The sequence below is a fragment of the Streptomyces sp. NPDC002054 genome, assembly GCF_040296685.1.
Taxonomy (GTDB): domain Bacteria; phylum Actinomycetota; class Actinomycetes; order Streptomycetales; family Streptomycetaceae; genus Streptomyces.
The window spans coordinates 115,437-131,829 of the sequence record NZ_JBEOXT010000005.1; the positions used below are offsets into that span (position 1 = coordinate 115,437).

Consider the following 16,393-nt stretch of genomic DNA (forward strand, 5'->3'; position numbering starts at 1 on the left):
CATGACTGTCGAGAAGATGTCGATCGCGAAGGCGCTCAACGAGTCGCTGCGCAAGGCCCTGGAGACGGACCCCAAGGTCCTGATCATGGGTGAGGACGTCGGCAAGCTGGGCGGTGTCTTCCGGATCACCGACGGCCTGCAGAAGGACTTCGGCGAGGAGCGGGTCATCGACACCCCGCTCGCCGAGTCGGGCATCGTCGGCACCGCCATCGGCCTGGCCCTGCGCGGGTACCGGCCGGTCGTGGAGATCCAGTTCGACGGGTTCGTCTTCCCGGCGTACGACCAGATCGTCACGCAGCTGGCGAAGATGCACGCGCGGGCGCTGGGCAAGGTCAAGATGCCGGTCGTCATCCGCATCCCGTACGCGGGCGGCATCGGCGCGGTGGAGCACCACAGCGAGTCGCCGGAGGCCCTGTTCGCGCACGTGCCGGGCCTGAAAGTGGTCTCGCCGAGCACGCCGAGCGACGCGTACTGGATGCTCCAGCAGGCGATCCAGAGCGACGACCCGGTGATCTTCTTCGAGCCGAAGCGGCGCTACTGGGACAAGGGCGAGGTCGACGTCGAGGCGATTCCCGGCGCCCTGCACGAGGCCCGGGTGGCCCTGGCGGGTACGGACATCACCCTGGCCGCGTACGGTCCGATGGTGAAGGTCTGCCTGGAGGCGGCTGCCGCGGCGGCCGAGGAGGGCAAGTCGGTCGAGGTCGTGGACCTGCGCTCGATGTCCCCGGTCGACTTCGACGGACTGCAGCGGTCGGTGGAGAAGACCCGGCGGCTGGTCGTGGTCCACGAGGCCCCGGTCTTCCTGGGCATGGGTTCGGAGATCGCCGCTCGCATCACGGAGCGGTGCTTCTACCACCTGGAGGCGCCGGTGCTGCGAGTCGGCGGCTTCCACGCTCCCTACCCGCCGGCCCGCCTGGAGGACGAGTACCTGCCGGGCCTGGACCGCGTGCTCGACGCCGTCGACCGCTCGCTGGCGTTCTGAGGAGATCCGCTGTGACGATCCGCGAATTCAAGATGCCCGATGTGGGCGAGGGCCTCACCGAGGCCGAAATCCTCAAGTGGTACGTCCAGCCGGGCGACACGGTCACCGACGGCCAGGTCGTCTGCGAGGTCGAGACGGCGAAGGCGGCGGTGGAGCTGCCCATCCCGTTCGACGGCGTGGTCCACGAGCTGCGGTTCGCCGAGGGCACCACGGTCGATGTCGGCCAGGTGATCATCTCGGTGGCGGTGGGCGCTGACGGCGCGGCCGAGGCTGTGGCCGTGGCCGCGGCTCCGGTTGCCGAGGCTCCGGTTGTTGCCGAGGCTCCGGCCGAGGCCGAGGAGCCGGCCGCCCCGGCCCGCCAGCCCGTGCTGGTCGGCTACGGCGTCTCGCAGGGCTCGACCAAGCGGCGCCCGCGCAAGGCGGGCTCGCCCGCGGCCGTGACGGGTCAGCCCGCCCAGGCCGGCTTCGCCGCCGCCGCACCCGCCGCCACCCCGGCCCCGGCCGGAGCGGCGCTCGCGCCGGCCCCCGCCGCGGTGCTGAACGGCGCCGGGACCGTGTCCGGCGAGCGCCCGCTCGCCAAGCCGCCGGTGCGCAAGCTCGCCAAGGACCTCGGTATCGACCTGGCGCTGGTGGTCCCCACCGGCGAGGGCGGCATCGTGACCCGTGAGGACGTGCACGCGGCGGCGGCAGCCGCAGCCGCCCCGGCCGTCCCCGCGAGCCGGAATGGCACGGCCGCTGCGGCCCAGGCGCCGGCACAGGCCCCGGCTCCGGCACAGGTGGCAGCTGAGGCGGCGGCTCCGGTTCCGGCCGGCGCCCGCGAGACCCGTATCCCGGTCAAGGGCGTCCGCAAGGTCACCGCCCAGGCGATGGTGGGCTCCGCGTTCACCGCCCCGCACGTCACCGAGTTCATCACGTTCGACGTGACCCGCACGATGAAGCTCGTACAGGAGCTCAAGCAGGACCCGGACCTCGCCGGGCTCCGCATCAACCCGCTCCTGCTCATCGCCAAGGCGGTCCTGGTCGCGATCCGCCGCAACCCGGACGTCAACGCGTCCTGGGACGAGGCGGCCCAGGAGATCGTGCTCAAGCACTACGTCAACCTCGGGATCGCCGCGGCGACCCCGCGCGGGCTGATCGTCCCCAACATCAAGGACGCGCACGCCAAGACGCTGCCCGAGCTCTCCCAGGCCCTCTCCGACCTGGTCGTGACGGCCCGGGACGGCAAGACCTCCCCGGCCGACATGCAGGGCGGCACCCTCACCATCACCAACGTCGGCGTCTTCGGCGTCGACACCGGTACGCCCATCCTGAACCCCGGCGAGTCCGCGATCCTCGCGGTCGGCGCGATCAAGCTCCAGCCGTGGGTCCACAAGGGCAAGGTGAAGCCCCGTCAGGTCACCACCCTGGCCCTGTCCTTCGACCACCGCCTGATCGACGGCGAACTCGGCTCCAAGTTCCTCGCGGACATCGCGGCGGTCCTGGAACACCCGAAGCGCCTGATCACCTGGTCCTGACGTCCTGACGTCCTGACGGACTGCCAACGCGCCTTCGCCCCCGGCCTTCTTGGCCGGGGGCGAAGGCGCATTTGCGCGTGGAACTCTCCCCCACCCACCGGTTACGGTCGTCTGATCATGTGATCAGCCGACTGATCGCATCGGGCAAGAGGGGAAGGCCGATGAGCGGCGACGGCGAGCTGGAGATATCCGCGCAGGCGGTCAAGGGCATTCAGGACGGCCTGCGTTCCGCCATCGCGGAGTTGCGCGAGTCCGGGGCTGACGCCGGAGGTGCCTCGCTGGGGGCCGGTTTCAGCGACCTGGCCATGACCGGAATGGAAACCGGACACCCGGGCCTGGCAACCGACTTCGAGGACTTCTGCGAGCGCTGGGAGTGGGGCGTACGAGCCCTCGTCCAGGACGCGAGCGGCCTCGCATCCCGACTCGGCATCGCCGCCGGCACCCTCTGGGAGGAAGATCAGTACCAGCACGGTGCCCTGAAGGTGTTCGTCAACTCCCTGTACGGCAACCCGTATGCCGACGAGGACGAGATCGAGAAGAAGCCCTGGGGCGAGTTCATCCGGCCGCCGTGGGAGGTCTACAAGCCCGATTGGAGCCGGGAGAGCTTCGGCAAGGCCTTCGACGAGATGGGCAACACCTGGGAGGACACCGGCGAGAAGCTCACGGACAGCGGCCGGGTCGGCTCCCTCAAGGACCTCCTGGATCAGGCGCGGGACCAGGCGCAGGGGGGTGACCGCTGATGGGCTTCCGCGACTACATACCCGATCCGATCGAGGACTTTGCCGAGGACCGGGCCGAAGACGTCGGCGATTTGGTCGAATGGGCCGGCGACAAGACCGCCCGCGCGGCCGAGAAGGTCGGCTGGGACGGAGGCGGCGACTGGATCCGCGACAAGAGCCGCTCCGCCGCCAACCGGCTGGGCGCGGACGTCGCCGAGCTGGAACTGGGCCAGACCGAGGACCCGAAGCGGCTGGTCTACGGATCCGCCTCCAAGATCCGTGCCCAGGCAGCCCACTTGACCGACTTCCAGACCTCCTTCACCTCGGTCGGCAACGGCCTCAAGGGCCTCCAGGGCGACGGCCTGAAGGGGAAGTCGGCCGACGCCTTCCGGGAATCCGTGGCCAAGGAGCCGCCCAAGTGGTTCAAGGCGGCCGAGGCCTGCGAGAAGGCCGCCGACGCGCTCACCCGGTTCGCCGAAACGGTGGAGTGGGCCCAGGGCCAGGCCCGGGAGGCCCTCGACGAGTACAAGGCGGCGCGCAAGGCGTCGCAGGACGCCGTCGACGCCCACAACAAAAACGTCGACACCTACAACGAGGCCGTCAAGGCCCGCAAGGACCCCCTGCCGCCCCGCCCCGGCACCTTCACCGACCCCGGCAAGGCGAAGGCCTCCGCGGCGCAGGACAAGCTGGACTCCGCCCGCCGCCAGCGCAACGACATGGCCGAGACGGCCCGTACGGCGATCCGCGCCGCCCGCGACACGGCCCCGGCCAAGCCCTCGTACGGGGAGCAGCTCGCGGACGGCCTGGCGTACACGGACATCGCCAAGGACCACCTGATCGGCGGCCTCCTCAAGGGCACGGGCGGGCTGGTCAATTTCGGCCGGTCTCTCAACCCGTCCGACCCCTACAACCTCGCGAACCCGGACGAGTACCTGACCAACCTCAACTCGACGGCGGCGGGGCTGGTGACCGTCGTGAACGATCCGTTGGGGACCGGGAAGACGCTCCTCGACGAGTTCATGAAGGACCCGGGTGAGGGCCTCGGCAAGCTCCTGCCCGAGCTGCTCGGCACCAAGGGCGCGGGCGCGGCGAAGAAGGGCGGCACGGCCGCCAGGATCGGGGACGACGCCGCCGGCAACGGCCGCACCTCGGTCGACAAGAACGGCCCGGACGCGGCAGACAAGCCCGACTCGGACAAGACCAGCAAGGGCACCGACCCGGTCGACCTGGCCACCGGCCGGATGTACCTGCCGCAGACGGACGTCCTCCTCCCCGGCACCCTGCCGCTGGTGTTCACCCGACGGGCGGAATCCGGGTACACGGCCGGCCGCTGGTTCGGCCCGTCCTGGTCCTCCACGGTCGACCAGCACCTGGAGATCGACGCCGAGGGCATCGTGTTCGTGGCGGAGGACGGCCTGCTCCTCACCTACCCCCACCCGGCACCGGGCCTCCCGGTGCTCCCCCTGACCGGCAGCCTCCGGCGCCGCCTGTCGCGCATGCCGGACGGCACCTACTCCCTCCTCGACCCGGATACCGGGCACACCCGCCACTTCACGCCCGAGGGCCGCATCGACGCGATCTCGGATCGCAACGGCAATACGATCACCTTCGACCACGACGAGTCCGGCATCCCGCTCGCCCTCACCCACAGCGGCGGCTACCAGCTCCGGTTCGACGTCTCGGAGGGCCGGATCACAGGCCTCCACCTGACCGGCGGCCCGCGCATCCTCGCGTACGGCTACACGGACGGCCACCTCACGGAGGTGGTGAACTCCTCGGAACGTCCCCTCCGCTTCACGTACGACGACTGCGCCCGCATCACGTCCTGGACGGACACGAACAACAGCCGCTACGACTACGCCTACGACGACCGGAACCGCTGCATCGCGGAGGGCGGCGCGGCCGGCCACCTGGCCATCACCATCGACTACTCCGACCCGGACCCGTCCACCGGCCACAGCACCACGACGGTCACGACCTCCGCAGGCCACACCACCCGCTATCTGATCGACCACCGCTACCGCGTCATCGCGGAAACGGACCCCTTGGGCGCGACGACCCGCTTCACGTACGACCGCCACGGCCGGCTCCTGATCCGCACGGACCCACTGGGCCACACGACCTCATGCTCGTACGACGAGGAAGGCCGCCTGGTCTCGGCGACCCGCCCGGACGGCCGCTCCAGCCGGGCGGAATACAACGCCCTCGGCCTCCCGGTGAAGGTCGTCCGCCCGGATGGCACGGTCCTGCGACAGACCTTCGACGAACGCGGCAATCGCACCTCCCTGACCACGTCCACCGGTGCCACCACGCGCTTCGGGTACGACGTCCTGGGCCACCTCACCTCCGTGACGGACGCCCTGGGCGCGGTGACCCGGATCACCTCCGACGCGGCCGGGCTGCCCGTCTCCTCGACGGACCCGCTGGGTGCCGCCACGGCCTGCACCCGCGACGGTTTCGGCCGCCCGGTCACCCTGACCGACCCCCTCGGACGTACGACCAGCTTGAGCTGGACGGTGGAAGGCCGCCTGGCACACCGGTGGCACCCGGACGGCGCGGTGGAATCCTGGATTTTCGACGGCGAGGGCAACTGCCTCACGCACACCGACCGCGCCGGCGGGGTGACCACGAGCGCGTACGGGGACTTCGACCTCCTCAAGGCCCGCACGGGCCCGGATGGCGTCCGGTACGAGTTCACCCACGACGCGGAACTCCGCCTCACTTCGGTCACCAACCCTGCGGGCCTGGCCTGGACGTACGCGTACGACCCGGCCGGCCGACTGACCACCGAGACGGACTTCGATGCCCGCACCCTCACCTACGCCCATGACCCGGCGGGCCGCCTGACCTCCCGCACCAATGCGCTCGGCCTCAGCACGTCCTACGAGCACAACGTCCTCGGCCAGGTCGTCCGCAAGACCACAGCGGACGGCGTGACCACGTTCGAGTACGACACGGCGGACCAGCTGGCTCGGGCCCAGTCCCCGGATGCGACGGTCACCCTGCTCCGCGACCGCAACGGCCGGCTGGTCTCCGAGACGGTCAACGGCCGTACGGTCCGCTACGGGTACGACGCGCTGGGCCGGCGCAGGGAGCGCACCACGCCCTCCGGCGCCCACCTGGTGTGGACGTACGACGCGGCCGGCCGCCGCAGCGCCCTCACCACTTCGGGCCGCACTCTGACGTTCGACCGGGACGCGGCCGGCCAGGAACTGACCCGCACCCTCGGCTCGACCGTCACCCTCACCCACGCCTACGACGAGGCGGGCCGCCTCACGTCCCAGCACCTGACCGGCCAGGACGGCCGCACCCTCCAACGCCGCGGCTACGCCTACCGCGCAGACGGGGCCCTCACGGAGCTGGACGACCTGCTGTCAGGTCACCGCACGTTCACCCTGGACGCGGCCTCCCGCGTCACGGCGGTGTCGTCGCCGTCCTGGTCGGAGCAGTACGCGTACGACGCGGCGGGCAACCAGCTCTCCGCGTCTTGGCCGACCAAACACCCGGGCGCCGACGCCCAGGGCACCCGCGAATACGCGGGCACCCGCATCACCCGGGCCGGCTCGGTCCGCTACGAACACGACGCCCTCGGCCGCACCACCCTCCGCCAGAAGACCCGCCTGTCCCGCAAGCCGGAGACCTGGCTGTACGAGTGGAACGCGGAAGACCAGCTCAGCGGGGTCACCACCCCGGACGGCACGGTCTGGCGCTATATCCACGACCCCTTGGGCCGCCGAATAGCCAAGCACCGCCTGTCCCCGTCCGGCGAGATCGCGGAGACAACCCACTTCACGTGGGACGGCACAACCCTCTGCGAGGAGACCACCGACCAGGTCAGCCTCACCTGGACCCACAACGGCCTGCACCCGCTCACCCAGACCGAGTCCAACGGCATCGACGAACGCTTCTTCGCGATCGTCACCGACCTGATCGGCACCCCGAAGGAACTGGTCGCCGAAGACGGCACGATCGCCTGGCACACCCGCACCACCCTGTGGGGCACCACCAGTTGGAACCGTGACGCCACGGCGTACACCCCCCTCCGCTTCCCGGGCCAGTACTACGACCCCGAAACGGGCCTCCACCACAACTACTTCCGCACCTACGACCCGGAAACCGCCCGCTACCTCACCCCAGACCCCTTGGGCCTGGCCCCATCCCCCAACCCGTCCACGTACGTCGACAACCCGCACACCTGGTCCGACCCGCTCGGCCTTGCTCCACATGGGTGTCCGGAAGAAGACGGCGATACGGTGCCCATCTACAAGGCCCCTCAGAGGAACCAGGGAGAAACGCAGGAACTACTAGGGTTCCTGAAGGAGAATTTCCCCGGAGGTCAGGACGATCCCTACCTGAACGGGCTGGTGTATTTTGCCAAGCAACGAGAACTCGCTGATGTCTACGCAAAACACTATGGTGAAGGGGTGATCGAGGTCAGGATTCCGGTAGCGGAGTACCTAGCGCAGTATCAGAAATATGAACGCTCATACGAAGGTGGGCCACTTACGGAACTTGAGATACCCAACTCGGTCGTGGAGGATCTGAACCAGTATTGGCGAAAGCGGCACAAGTGATGAATGAGGCGATGTGGGAAGCAGTCAAGCAGGCCCACCCCATTGGGTCGCAATTGACCGGCAGGGTCCAGGCTCGATTCCCCTTCGGGGTTTTCCTTGGGGTTGAAGGGGAGCCTCAGCTGAAGGTATTTATGGACATTGTTTCGTATCTGCCGCAGGCCGCATCGAATTCTGTAACACCACTTCCGGAGGTCGGGGAACTCGTCGAAGGTGTCGTTGCCGATTTCAGCGACCGGGACCAGCAGATCAGAATCAGAGTCGGGGACAGGCTCTGGGAATGATGGGAAATCGGCATTTCATGCCCTTTTCCTGCAGGGGTCAGCTACATGTCATGATTGTTAGATTCTCCGTACGTCCAGGGCGGGGAGAACCCAACGGGTTCGACCTCGGAGACATGCATTGGTCCGGAACACTCGGAACGGCTAGTTCTGTTGGCAGAACCCCCGATCAGGGGATGATGATCTATTTGTCTGTGACGCTCCTTCTCGACAACCTCCGGCCGCTGCTGAAATGCCAGGCGAAGACCGTTTCCTTCGTCGGAATCGACACCTTGTTCGGTCTGATGTTCCGGGTGACCCGGAAGGGCGTCAGTGCTACCGGCCCGAGCGGTCCGGTGGCGGTGCTCAGCCCGGGCGCACTTGCGGAGTCGGTGCTGCTTGCCGCCGAGGAATTGGCCGGCGACTTTCGGGCAGTGGCACCGTGATCCGCTCATGTTGAGGGGTGCGGGCATGCGGCCCGAAGAGTTGCTCCAGCTGATTCGGAAGCTGGTTGCGGACGATCCACAGCGGCGAGCGCGCGGTGCGGACGAGCTCACCGACTGGATCCGTCTCTACACGTCCACTGACGGCAGGATCCTCACCGGGGTGTTGGCGATCGCTGCCGCGTGTGAGAGCGATGCCATTGCCCTTGAGGCCCAGCTCAACGCGATCATCCAGCTCGGGGATCTGGCCGACGATGATGCGGTGTCGTATGTGAGGAGCCTCGAGTCGGAATCCCTGCCGCCCGGTCTGTCGGACTATGTCGATGACATTCTCAATGGCTAGACCACCGGCAGTGCAGGCATGGGTGGGGCGAGGTGTAGGGGGAGGCAATCGTGACCGTCGTATTCACCGTACGTCCCGGTCAAGGGAATCCCAGCGGACTCGACCTCGGGGACATGCTCCGGTCCGGGGTGCTCGGCACGGCCGACTCTGCCGGCCGGATTCCAGACGCCTGGGGGGTTCGACGGGAAGAGGAGGATGATGAGATGCGCATGCAGGTGGCGAACCGTTTGACGATGGCCAAGGCGGGTGTCACGGCGCGGATTCCGGCGAAGGATCCGGAGAACGTGGCCTGGGTGGCCGTCTATCCCGTGGATGACGGATTCATGGTCTTCACGGTGGAGATTCCCGAAGGGCTAGCTGGCGACAGCGAATGCTTTGGCGAGGAATCCATTGCGAGGCGGAGACTGGGAACGGTTCGGACGGTCGACGAAGTCGATCAGGTTCTTCTCGGCCTTGGGGTCGATCCCGACGATCTCGACGCTCCCTGGCACAACGACTACCCGCTCTGATCAGTGCCGGGATGTGATGGGACGCGGAAGACCGCCTCTCGGAGGTCTGAGTTGGTGCGTGGACGTGCGGGCGGGACCGCGGGGTGGGTTTTCGCGATGCGGTGGGGTGGGTGGTCAAGTAAGTAAAGGACGGGGGAAAGGACCTCTGCCAGACCCCTCCAGCCTCCCGGGCGGGGCGTGTCGCTCGCATGGGTGAATTGGGTCAACTGGGCTGGATTCGGCGGGGGTTGGCTGGCATATGCTCGGCGCGACCGACCCAGACATGCGTCGGCCCCCGACGGGACTAGCGATCCCGGCGAGGGCCTGGCCAACTAGGAAGTAAGCCGCTTCCCGATGGATGTTTCGAAGCCTAGCGTGCTCGCGCGCGCCTCGTCCCGTCTTCGCGACAGGACCCCCCGATCCGGTGTCATCCACGTCAACGTGAAGCACACGAGCCGCTTCACCGTCGTCGGAAACCACCTCGCCCAGCACCCCGAACTGTCGCTCATGGCGAGGGGGCTCGCGCTCTACATCCAGTCGCTGCCCACCGGGGCCCGCATCGGCATCAAGGACCTGGCCGCCCGGTGCCCCGAGACCGAGTACCGGATCGCCCGGGCGCTGCGGGAGTTGGAGGCGTACGGGTATCTGGAGCGGAGCCGGGTGCGGCTGGACGACGGGCGGGTGGTGACTCGGACCGTGTCCTACAACCGGCCGGGAGTCCTGCCCGAGACGGTGACGGAGACGGAGCCCCCGCCCCGGCCGGAGCCCCGGCCTGAGCCGGAGCCGGAGCCCCGGCTCGAGCCCCGGCCTGAGCCGGAGCCGGAGCCCGGCCCGGGGCCGGAGGGCGAGCCGCCACCGCCGGGCAAGGAGTCGGTGCCGGGGCCCGGGGCTTCCGCGCCTCGGGCGGGCGGCGGTCTGCCGAAGCCTGACGGGCCTCACAACCCGGCCCGGCGGCGCGCCGCCGAGGGGCTGCTGGCCAGGTTGCGTCGCGTCGACCCCCGGCTGTTGCTCGGCGCGCGGGACATCGAGTGGCTCGCGCCCGGCGTCGAGGCATGGTTCGAGCGCGGCGCCACCGCCGATGCCGTGACCGTGGCCCTCACCGCGAACCTGTTGCCACAGCCCCGCAATCCCGCCGGTCTGATTGCCCACCGCCTTACCGTCCAGCTCCCGCCTGGCCTGCCTCCGAGCCCCCGCGCCGCACCCTTCGTACCGCCCGACCCCATGCAGAACTGCGACCACTGCGACCGGGGCTTCCGCGCGCCGGCCCCGGGCCGGTGCGGCGACTGCCGCACCGGTGGGGAGGAAGCTGCCTAGTGCTCGCACGGTCTAGGCTCCCGCCCGGAAGGGGGGGAGCGGGATGGGTATCGCCAAGTTGCTGGTGTCCTCCGTCGAGGAAGCCGACGGGGCCGGTGGGGTGTGCATCGTGCGCTGTGTGGGTGGAATCGCGCGGACCGGGCAGGTGTATGCCGCCGCCGGATCCAGAGTCGTGCTGCGGCGGATCGAGTGGTACGGGCGGGAACGCGCCTTTCTTGATGGCGGTCATTCGGCGAAGGTGCACCTGGGCGGCGCGGTCGTGCCGCTGCTCGGCCCGTTCCAGGTGATCAGCTCCATCCCCGTGGGTGCGCTGAGCCTGGCCGACGCCGAGTTCTGGCTGGCGGACGGCACCCCGCCCGCCGAGGGGCAGGATCTGTACACCCTCCGCGCCCTGGGCAACGCGAGCATGCAGGACGACCGGTTGCCGCAGGCCGACCGGATCCGCTGGGCCCGGGTCCAGCTCGCCGCCATCGAGCGGATGGGCCTGGCTCCTCTGGTGGCGGCGATCGACTCGGCGCAGGTGCGGGCCTACCTGATCCGGTACCTCGGCCCCGAGCCCGGCACCGGCGACGGGCTGCGGGACCCGGCCGGGCTGTGCTGCTTCGTGCTGGACCGGGCCGGCATCGGCCCGGACGAGGCGCTCCGGGACGGACGGGTCTGGCGGGACTTGGAGCCGGAGCGGATCCTGCGCCTGCGGCACCTGAAGCTCCTCACGGCCTCGCTGGACGCCGTCCGGCCGCACCTCGCGGCGGGGGACCCGCTGGCCGCGACCGCCGACGCCTGGCTCCGGGCCCGCCGAGAACTCCCTTGAGCTTCAGGCGGACGCCGCGTTGCCCAGGATCCGGCGCGGGGTGATCCGTACGACGACCCGGGGCTCCGCCGGCAGCGATGCCACGAAGCCCTTGCCGCCGTCCGGCCCGAGGTACTCGGCGGCGATGCGGTGGACGACCGTGCGGTCGGTGTCCTCCGTGACGGTCGCCTCGCCGCGCAACTCGGCGTAGAGGAAGGGGTTGGACAGGTCGAAAACGGTCACGCTGACCCGCGGGTCGCGAGCGATGTTCTGCGCCTTGCGGCGCCCCTGCTCGGTCGAGACGAGTACGTCCTCGCCGTCGCGGCTCACCCAGACCACTGAAGTCTGCGGGCTGCCATCGGGGTTGAGGGTGGACAGGACGGCCGGGTGCGGGGCGTCCAGCAGCTTCCGTACGGCATCGTTCAGGGCAACGGTCGTCATGGGGGCGACCCTAGGCGGCGGTCCGGGCCGCGTCGACCGTCCCGGTCAGGCCGCCGCCGACTACCCGAAGTCGACCGCGCCGACGGCCGGATGACCCCCTTGACGGACCGTCCGGGCGGATGGACGCTCACGGCTTGGCATCCGTACGGTTCAAGGGGGGAGCCGGAATGCCGGAGGAGTACGACCGGCCGGTGCAGCTCGCGGGGGAGCTGCGGGCCCAGGTGGTGGAGCACGGGGCGCCGTGGTCCGTCAGCGAGCGGCTGTCCGACGAGGACCCGGTGCCGCGCGCACCGCTCGGGCTGGACCCGGACGCCCGGCCGACCACCGCCGCCGAGGCCGGCACCGTCGACCTGCGGGGGCTGGTCGGACGGGAGAGCGGCAACCCGCACCTCACCCGGCGGCGGGCCGCCCACGGGCTGCTCGCCGACCGCAAGGCACAGGCCGCCGCGCCCCGGCCGGCCGCCGTCGACTGGCGCAGCCGCTGGGGATGGCCGTGGATCACCCGGGTGAAGGACCAGGGGCCGTGCAGTTCCGGCTGGGCCTTCGCCGCGGCCGGGCTGGTCGAGTCGATGGCTCGGATCGAGCACCATGTGTGGGCCGAGCGCGCCGAGGGCGATCTGCACGACGGCATGCGGGCCGCCTGCGGGCAGCTGGGCAGCCCGGAGGAGGCCCTCGACTGGATCCGGGACAACGGGGGCATCGCCGATCCGGACTGCCATCCGCCCGTGGAGCCCCCCGCCGGGCTGCCCGCCGAACGGCTCGACGGCTGGCGGGCCGCCTACCCGCCCAGCTGGGACCGCTCCGGCCGGACCGTCCGGATCACCGACTACGTCCGGCTGGGCGACGTGGAGCAGCAGAAGGTCTGGCTGGACACGGTCGGCCCGCTCACCGCCTGCCTCGACGTGTACGAGGACTTCTTCGGGCTCGGCGCCGGGGTGTACCGCCGGACCACCGACCGCCGAGCCGGCGGCCACTGCCTCCTGATCGTCGGCTACGACGACGCGGCCGGCTGCTGGATCTTCCGGAACTCCTGGGGCCCCGGCCACCACGTCGGGGGATTCGGCCGGATCGGCTACGGCGAGGCCCGGATCGACCACTGGGCCAAGTGCGGCCTGCGCCACACCAATGTCGACCCGTGGAGCAAGCGGCGGCTGCACACCGGCAACGTCTACGAGAGCGGAAACGGCCGCGCGCACCGCAACTTCGAGCTGCTCCTCACCACCGCCGACGGCCGACTCCGGCACTGGTGGCGCAACGGCGACCCGCCCCACCGGTGGTCGCCCTCGGCGGAGTTCGGCAGCGACGCCGCCGGCCTGCCCGCCTTCACCGGGACCACCTACAACCGCAATATGGAATCCCTGCACGTCACCCCAGGCGGGCGGCTGCGGCACTGGTACTACGAGCAGTCCGCCGGCACCTGGCGCGACGGCGGGCTCTTCGGGGCCGACGGCGACGCGGCGGCCGGCTCCACGCCCGCCTTCATCCAGAGCGACTACGGCAAGCCGGGCAACTTCGAGGTGGTGGTGCGGACCGCCGACGGCCGGCTGCGACACTGGTGGCGGATCAACGGCTCGCCCTGGTCGTGGAACGACGGCGGCTGCTTCGGCTCCGGGATCGCACACTACGGGCCCGCGCTGGTGCAGACCCGCGACCGCCGGCTCGACCTGGTTGCCGCCCGTACGGACGGCCGGATGCAGCGGTGGTGGCGGGACGACGCGGCCGGCTTTGTATGGCGGCCGGGGGAGATCTTCGGCAGCGGGATCGGTGCCGCGCCCTGCCTGATCGAGGCCCAGTACGACGCCCGGGACGAGGCCACCGCCGGGAACTACGAGCTGTGCGCGGTGACGGAGGAGGGGCGGGTCGAGCACTGGTGGCGGGGGAACGCGAGCGGCTCCGGCTGGACCCGGAGCGCGGTCTTCGGGCGGGACGCGCTGGCCGTGACCGGGATGCTGCAGGGCAGCTTCGGCTTCCACCTGGAGGTGTTCGTGCTGCGGGCCGACCGGCAGGTGCAGCACTGGTGGCGGGACGGGAACGGGGGGTGGCACGAGGGCGCGGTCATCGGGTGATGTGCGCTCTGGGGGGCGCCGTGCCCGTGCCCCGGGCCTTTGGCCCGGGGCACGGCAGCTGTGCGTTGTGCAGGGTGCCGCGACTAGTCGCGGTTCGCGCCCGCCGGGAGCTCGCGGAGCTCGGGGCCGGACCGGAGGGTCTTGGGCACCGGGCCCAGGCTGTAGTCCATGATCTTCTTGGCGTCGTCGTACCGGCTGGTGACCGAGGTCGAGCCGAGCACCACACCGATCACCGTCTTGCCGTTGCGGGTGGCGGCGAAGACCAGGCAGGGCCCGGCCGGGGTGTTGGTGCCGGTCTTGACACCGATCGCACCGTTGTAGGCGCCGATCAGCTGGTTGGAGTTCGGCCAGCTGTACTTGCGGGGGTTGCCGTTGGCGGCGGTGGCGGTCGCGTTCATCGTGGTCCGCCCCACGAGCTTCTTGAACTCGACGTTCTTCATGGCGGACTGGGCGAGCTTGGAGAGGTCGCGCGGGGTCGTGTAGTTGCCCGCGCTGTTGTTGGGCGAGTTGCCGTCGAAGGAGTCGAACTTGGTGTTCGTCAGGCCGAGGGCCTTCGCCTTCGCGTTCATCTGGGCGATGAAGTCGGCGGTGCGGGCGGCGCGGCTGGTGCCCTTGCCGTAGGTGTCGGCGAGCGCGTAGGCGGCATCGCAGCCCGACGGACCCATCATCGCGTTGAGCATGCCGTACGTCGTGATCTTGTCGCCGACGAACAGGTACGCGCTGCTCGCGCCGACCTGCGTGACGTAGTCCGGGTACGCCTTCTGGACCGTGATCTTGCGGGCCAGGTCCAGGTTGGGCTGCGAGAGCACCACATAGGCCGTCATGATCTTGGTGGTGCTGGCCATCGGGCGACGGGTGTCGGCGGCCTTGGCGAACTGGCCGACGCCGTTGGCGTTGTCCAGCAGGAACGCGCCCTTGGCGGTCACGGTCGGCCAGCCGGGCGGGTTGGCGGCGGACGCGCCGGCGGCGAGCGGGGTGGCGGTCAGCAGCGCGCCGGTGGCGGCGGCCACGAGCACGGCGCGACGGGCGCGCGAAAAGCCGGTTTTGCCGAATTTCAAGAGGAATCCCCCGAGTTCGCGAAATCGGATCTGTCCGGGCCTGCCTGCGGTGGCGGCCCGGACAGAAGACGCTCGGTGGATCCGGATGGATGTACGGGATCAAGGTGTCTTTGCTATTCCGCAATCTGCTTCGGGCTGCGACTCCGGCCGGGTCTGGGTCTGGGCGCGGTTCCGGTTCCGGGGTGACAGGGCCCGGTGCTGTACGGCTTCCAGCGGGCCGCGCGCGAACCGGCGCAGCCAGAGCGTGGAGCCGGCCATGAGGACGGCGCTGACAGCGGCCCACAGCCCCATCACCCACCAGGGCCCGGCCTCGGGCCCGAACCGGCTCGCCAGGCCCAGCCCCAGTCCGTAGCAGGCCAGCATGCAGAGCAGGTTCTGCAGCACGTAGCCGGACAGGGCGGTGCGGCCGACGGAGGACAGGCCGGTGGTGACCGCGGCCGGCACCGCCAGGCGGTCCAGGGCCCAGCCGATCAGCCCGAGATAGCCGAGCGCGACCAGCGGGGCGGCGGCGTAGCGGCCCAGCGCGAACCAATCCGGGCCGGCGAGGGCGGTGGCGAGGTTGAGCGGCAGCCCCAGGCCGAGGCCCCACCCGGCCAGCCGGGCCCGCAATCGGCGGCCGGCCGCGTCCGGGGCGAAGGCGCCGGCACGGTAGAGGCGGACCCCGAGCAGGAAGAGGAAGACCAGCAGGCCGAAGGAGAAGACCGGCTCGATGCGCAGCGCGACGGCGTTCTCCAGGCGGAAGGAGATCTGCTCGGGCCAGCTGCCGCGGGCGTACAGATCCACGGCCCGCGCGGAGACCTCGGAGCCGGAGTCCGAGGTGGTGGTCAGGGCCAGGGTGACCAGGCCCACCAGGGCCAGGTGCACCCCGGCCGCGGTCCACATGGCCACCCGGCGCACCCGCTCGGAGCGGGCCAGCAGCCAGGCCACCAGCAGGGCGGTGACGGCGTACCCCATCAGCACGTCCCAGGCGAAGATCAGGACGAAGTGGACGGTGCCCTCGAGGAAGAGGAAGGCGGCCCGCCGCCAGTAGCCGCCCGGCCAGGGGCGGCCCCGGCGGGCGGCGGAGTCGTACTGGATGGCCAGGCCGACCCCGAACAGGATCGTGAGCAGGGCGAGGAACTTGCCGTCGGCGAGGAAGCGGAAGACGAACTCGGGGTTCACCCGGTCCGGCATGTTCAGCCCGCCCTGGAGGACGCCCCACTCCGAGCCCGGTGCCGCGAAGACCCAGACGTTGGTCATCAGGGTGCCGAGGATCGCCGTGCCGCGCAGGACGTCGAGCAGGGGGATCCGGCGTGCAGTGTCAGCGTCAGCATCAGCCATGCCTTCAGCCTCGCGGCGGCGGCATCCCGATACGTCGTGCGGCCGGAGGAACCGTGCGGGGTGGCCGGTACATCCTTCGATGCA

The 16,393-nt window shown here is 70.3% G+C and carries 14 protein-coding genes; 11 read left to right on the forward strand and 3 right to left on the reverse strand.

What is annotated here, in order from left to right:
* Position 1: 1 nt before the first annotated feature.
* From ABT123_RS06315 to ABT123_RS06360, 10 genes are all read left to right on the forward strand, one after another.
* A complete protein-coding gene (locus ABT123_RS06315) occupies positions 2–982 on the forward strand; it encodes an alpha-ketoacid dehydrogenase subunit beta (RefSeq protein WP_351310344.1) in 981 nt (326 codons plus the stop codon).
* A gap of 32 nt (positions 983–1,014) precedes the next feature.
* Entirely contained in the window at positions 1,015–2,496 is a 1,482-nt protein-coding gene (locus ABT123_RS06320; protein WP_351310568.1) for a dihydrolipoamide acetyltransferase family protein, read from the forward strand.
* Between the two features lie 161 nt (positions 2,497–2,657).
* Positions 2,658–3,236 carry a hypothetical protein gene (locus tag ABT123_RS06325; RefSeq protein WP_351310346.1) on the forward strand — a complete coding sequence of 193 codons (579 nt, stop codon included), beginning with the start codon at positions 2,658–2,660 and terminating at the stop codon, positions 3,234–3,236.
* The gene (locus ABT123_RS06330) at positions 3,236–7,789 is read left to right on the forward strand and encodes a putative T7SS-secreted protein (protein ID WP_351310348.1); all 4,554 of its coding nucleotides are present in this window, start codon (positions 3,236–3,238) and stop codon (positions 7,787–7,789) included. The genes ABT123_RS06325 and ABT123_RS06330 overlap by 1 nt, the downstream gene beginning before the upstream one ends.
* Positions 7,789–8,070, forward strand: coding sequence for a hypothetical protein (locus ABT123_RS06335; RefSeq protein ID WP_351310350.1), 282 nt, complete (start codon positions 7,789–7,791; stop codon positions 8,068–8,070). The genes ABT123_RS06330 and ABT123_RS06335 overlap by 1 nt, the downstream gene beginning before the upstream one ends.
* Positions 8,071–8,243: 173 nt before the next feature.
* Entirely contained in the window at positions 8,244–8,492 is a 249-nt protein-coding gene (locus tag ABT123_RS06340; RefSeq protein WP_351310352.1) for a hypothetical protein, read from the forward strand.
* Positions 8,493–8,517: 25 nt separating this feature from the next.
* Positions 8,518–8,832, forward strand: coding sequence for a hypothetical protein (locus ABT123_RS06345; protein WP_351310354.1), 315 nt, complete (start codon positions 8,518–8,520; stop codon positions 8,830–8,832).
* Positions 8,833–8,882: 50 nt separating this feature from the next.
* Positions 8,883–9,341, forward strand: coding sequence for a hypothetical protein (locus ABT123_RS06350; RefSeq protein ID WP_351310356.1), 459 nt, complete (start codon positions 8,883–8,885; stop codon positions 9,339–9,341).
* Between the two features lie 420 nt (positions 9,342–9,761).
* Positions 9,762–10,634 (forward strand): helix-turn-helix domain-containing protein, encoded by an 873-nt coding sequence (locus tag ABT123_RS06355; protein ID WP_351310358.1) that lies wholly within the window; start codon positions 9,762–9,764, stop codon positions 10,632–10,634.
* Between the two features lie 43 nt (positions 10,635–10,677).
* Positions 10,678–11,445 carry a hypothetical protein gene (locus ABT123_RS06360; protein WP_351310359.1) on the forward strand — a complete coding sequence of 256 codons (768 nt, stop codon included), beginning with the start codon at positions 10,678–10,680 and terminating at the stop codon, positions 11,443–11,445.
* Positions 11,446–11,448: 3 nt separating this feature from the next.
* On the opposite strand, the gene ABT123_RS06365 is transcribed toward ABT123_RS06360, so the two are convergent.
* Positions 11,449–11,865 carry a PPOX class F420-dependent oxidoreductase gene (locus ABT123_RS06365; protein WP_351310361.1) on the reverse strand — a complete coding sequence of 139 codons (417 nt, stop codon included), beginning with the start codon at positions 11,863–11,865 and terminating at the stop codon, positions 11,449–11,451.
* Positions 11,866–11,999: 134 nt separating this feature from the next.
* Here ABT123_RS06365 and ABT123_RS06370 point away from each other — a divergent pair, with 134 nt between their 5' ends.
* Positions 12,000–13,931, forward strand: a complete 1,932-nt coding sequence (locus ABT123_RS06370; RefSeq protein ID WP_351310363.1) for a C1 family peptidase — start codon at positions 12,000–12,002, stop codon at positions 13,929–13,931.
* Positions 13,932–14,014: 83 nt separating this feature from the next.
* Here the strand turns inward: ABT123_RS06370 and ABT123_RS06375 are convergent, their stop codons facing one another.
* Together ABT123_RS06375 and ABT123_RS06380 are read right to left on the reverse strand one after the other, a co-directional pair.
* The gene (locus ABT123_RS06375) at positions 14,015–14,947 is read right to left on the reverse strand and encodes a D-alanyl-D-alanine carboxypeptidase family protein (RefSeq protein WP_351310365.1); all 933 of its coding nucleotides are present in this window, start codon (positions 14,945–14,947) and stop codon (positions 14,015–14,017) included.
* A gap of 141 nt (positions 14,948–15,088) precedes the next feature.
* Positions 15,089–16,309 carry a DUF418 domain-containing protein gene (locus ABT123_RS06380; protein ID WP_351310367.1) on the reverse strand — a complete coding sequence of 407 codons (1,221 nt, stop codon included), beginning with the start codon at positions 16,307–16,309 and terminating at the stop codon, positions 15,089–15,091.
* Positions 16,310–16,393 lie beyond the last annotated feature (84 nt).

Bases quoted from the DNA above. Each gene is read 5' to 3' on its own strand.
- ABT123_RS06315 (WP_351310344.1), top strand. From the start codon at position 2: ATGACTGTCGAGAAGATGTCGATCGCGAAGGCGCTCAACGAGTCGCTG.
- ABT123_RS06320 (WP_351310568.1), top strand. From the start codon at position 1,015: ATGCCCGATGTGGGCGAGGGCCTCACCGAGGCCGAAATCCTCAAGTGG.
- ABT123_RS06325 (WP_351310346.1), top strand. From the start codon at position 2,658: ATGAGCGGCGACGGCGAGCTGGAGATATCCGCGCAGGCGGTCAAGGGC.
- ABT123_RS06330 (WP_351310348.1), top strand. From the start codon at position 3,236: ATGGGCTTCCGCGACTACATACCCGATCCGATCGAGGACTTTGCCGAG.
- ABT123_RS06335 (WP_351310350.1), top strand. From the start codon at position 7,789: ATGAATGAGGCGATGTGGGAAGCAGTCAAGCAGGCCCACCCCATTGGG.
- ABT123_RS06340 (WP_351310352.1), top strand. From the start codon at position 8,244: ATGATGATCTATTTGTCTGTGACGCTCCTTCTCGACAACCTCCGGCCG.
- ABT123_RS06345 (WP_351310354.1), top strand. From the start codon at position 8,518: ATGCGGCCCGAAGAGTTGCTCCAGCTGATTCGGAAGCTGGTTGCGGAC.
- ABT123_RS06360 (WP_351310359.1), top strand. From the start codon at position 10,678: ATGGGTATCGCCAAGTTGCTGGTGTCCTCCGTCGAGGAAGCCGACGGG.
- ABT123_RS06365 (WP_351310361.1), bottom strand. From the start codon at position 11,865: ATGACGACCGTTGCCCTGAACGATGCCGTACGGAAGCTGCTGGACGCC.
- ABT123_RS06380 (WP_351310367.1), bottom strand. From the start codon at position 16,309: ATGGCTGATGCTGACGCTGACACTGCACGCCGGATCCCCCTGCTCGAC.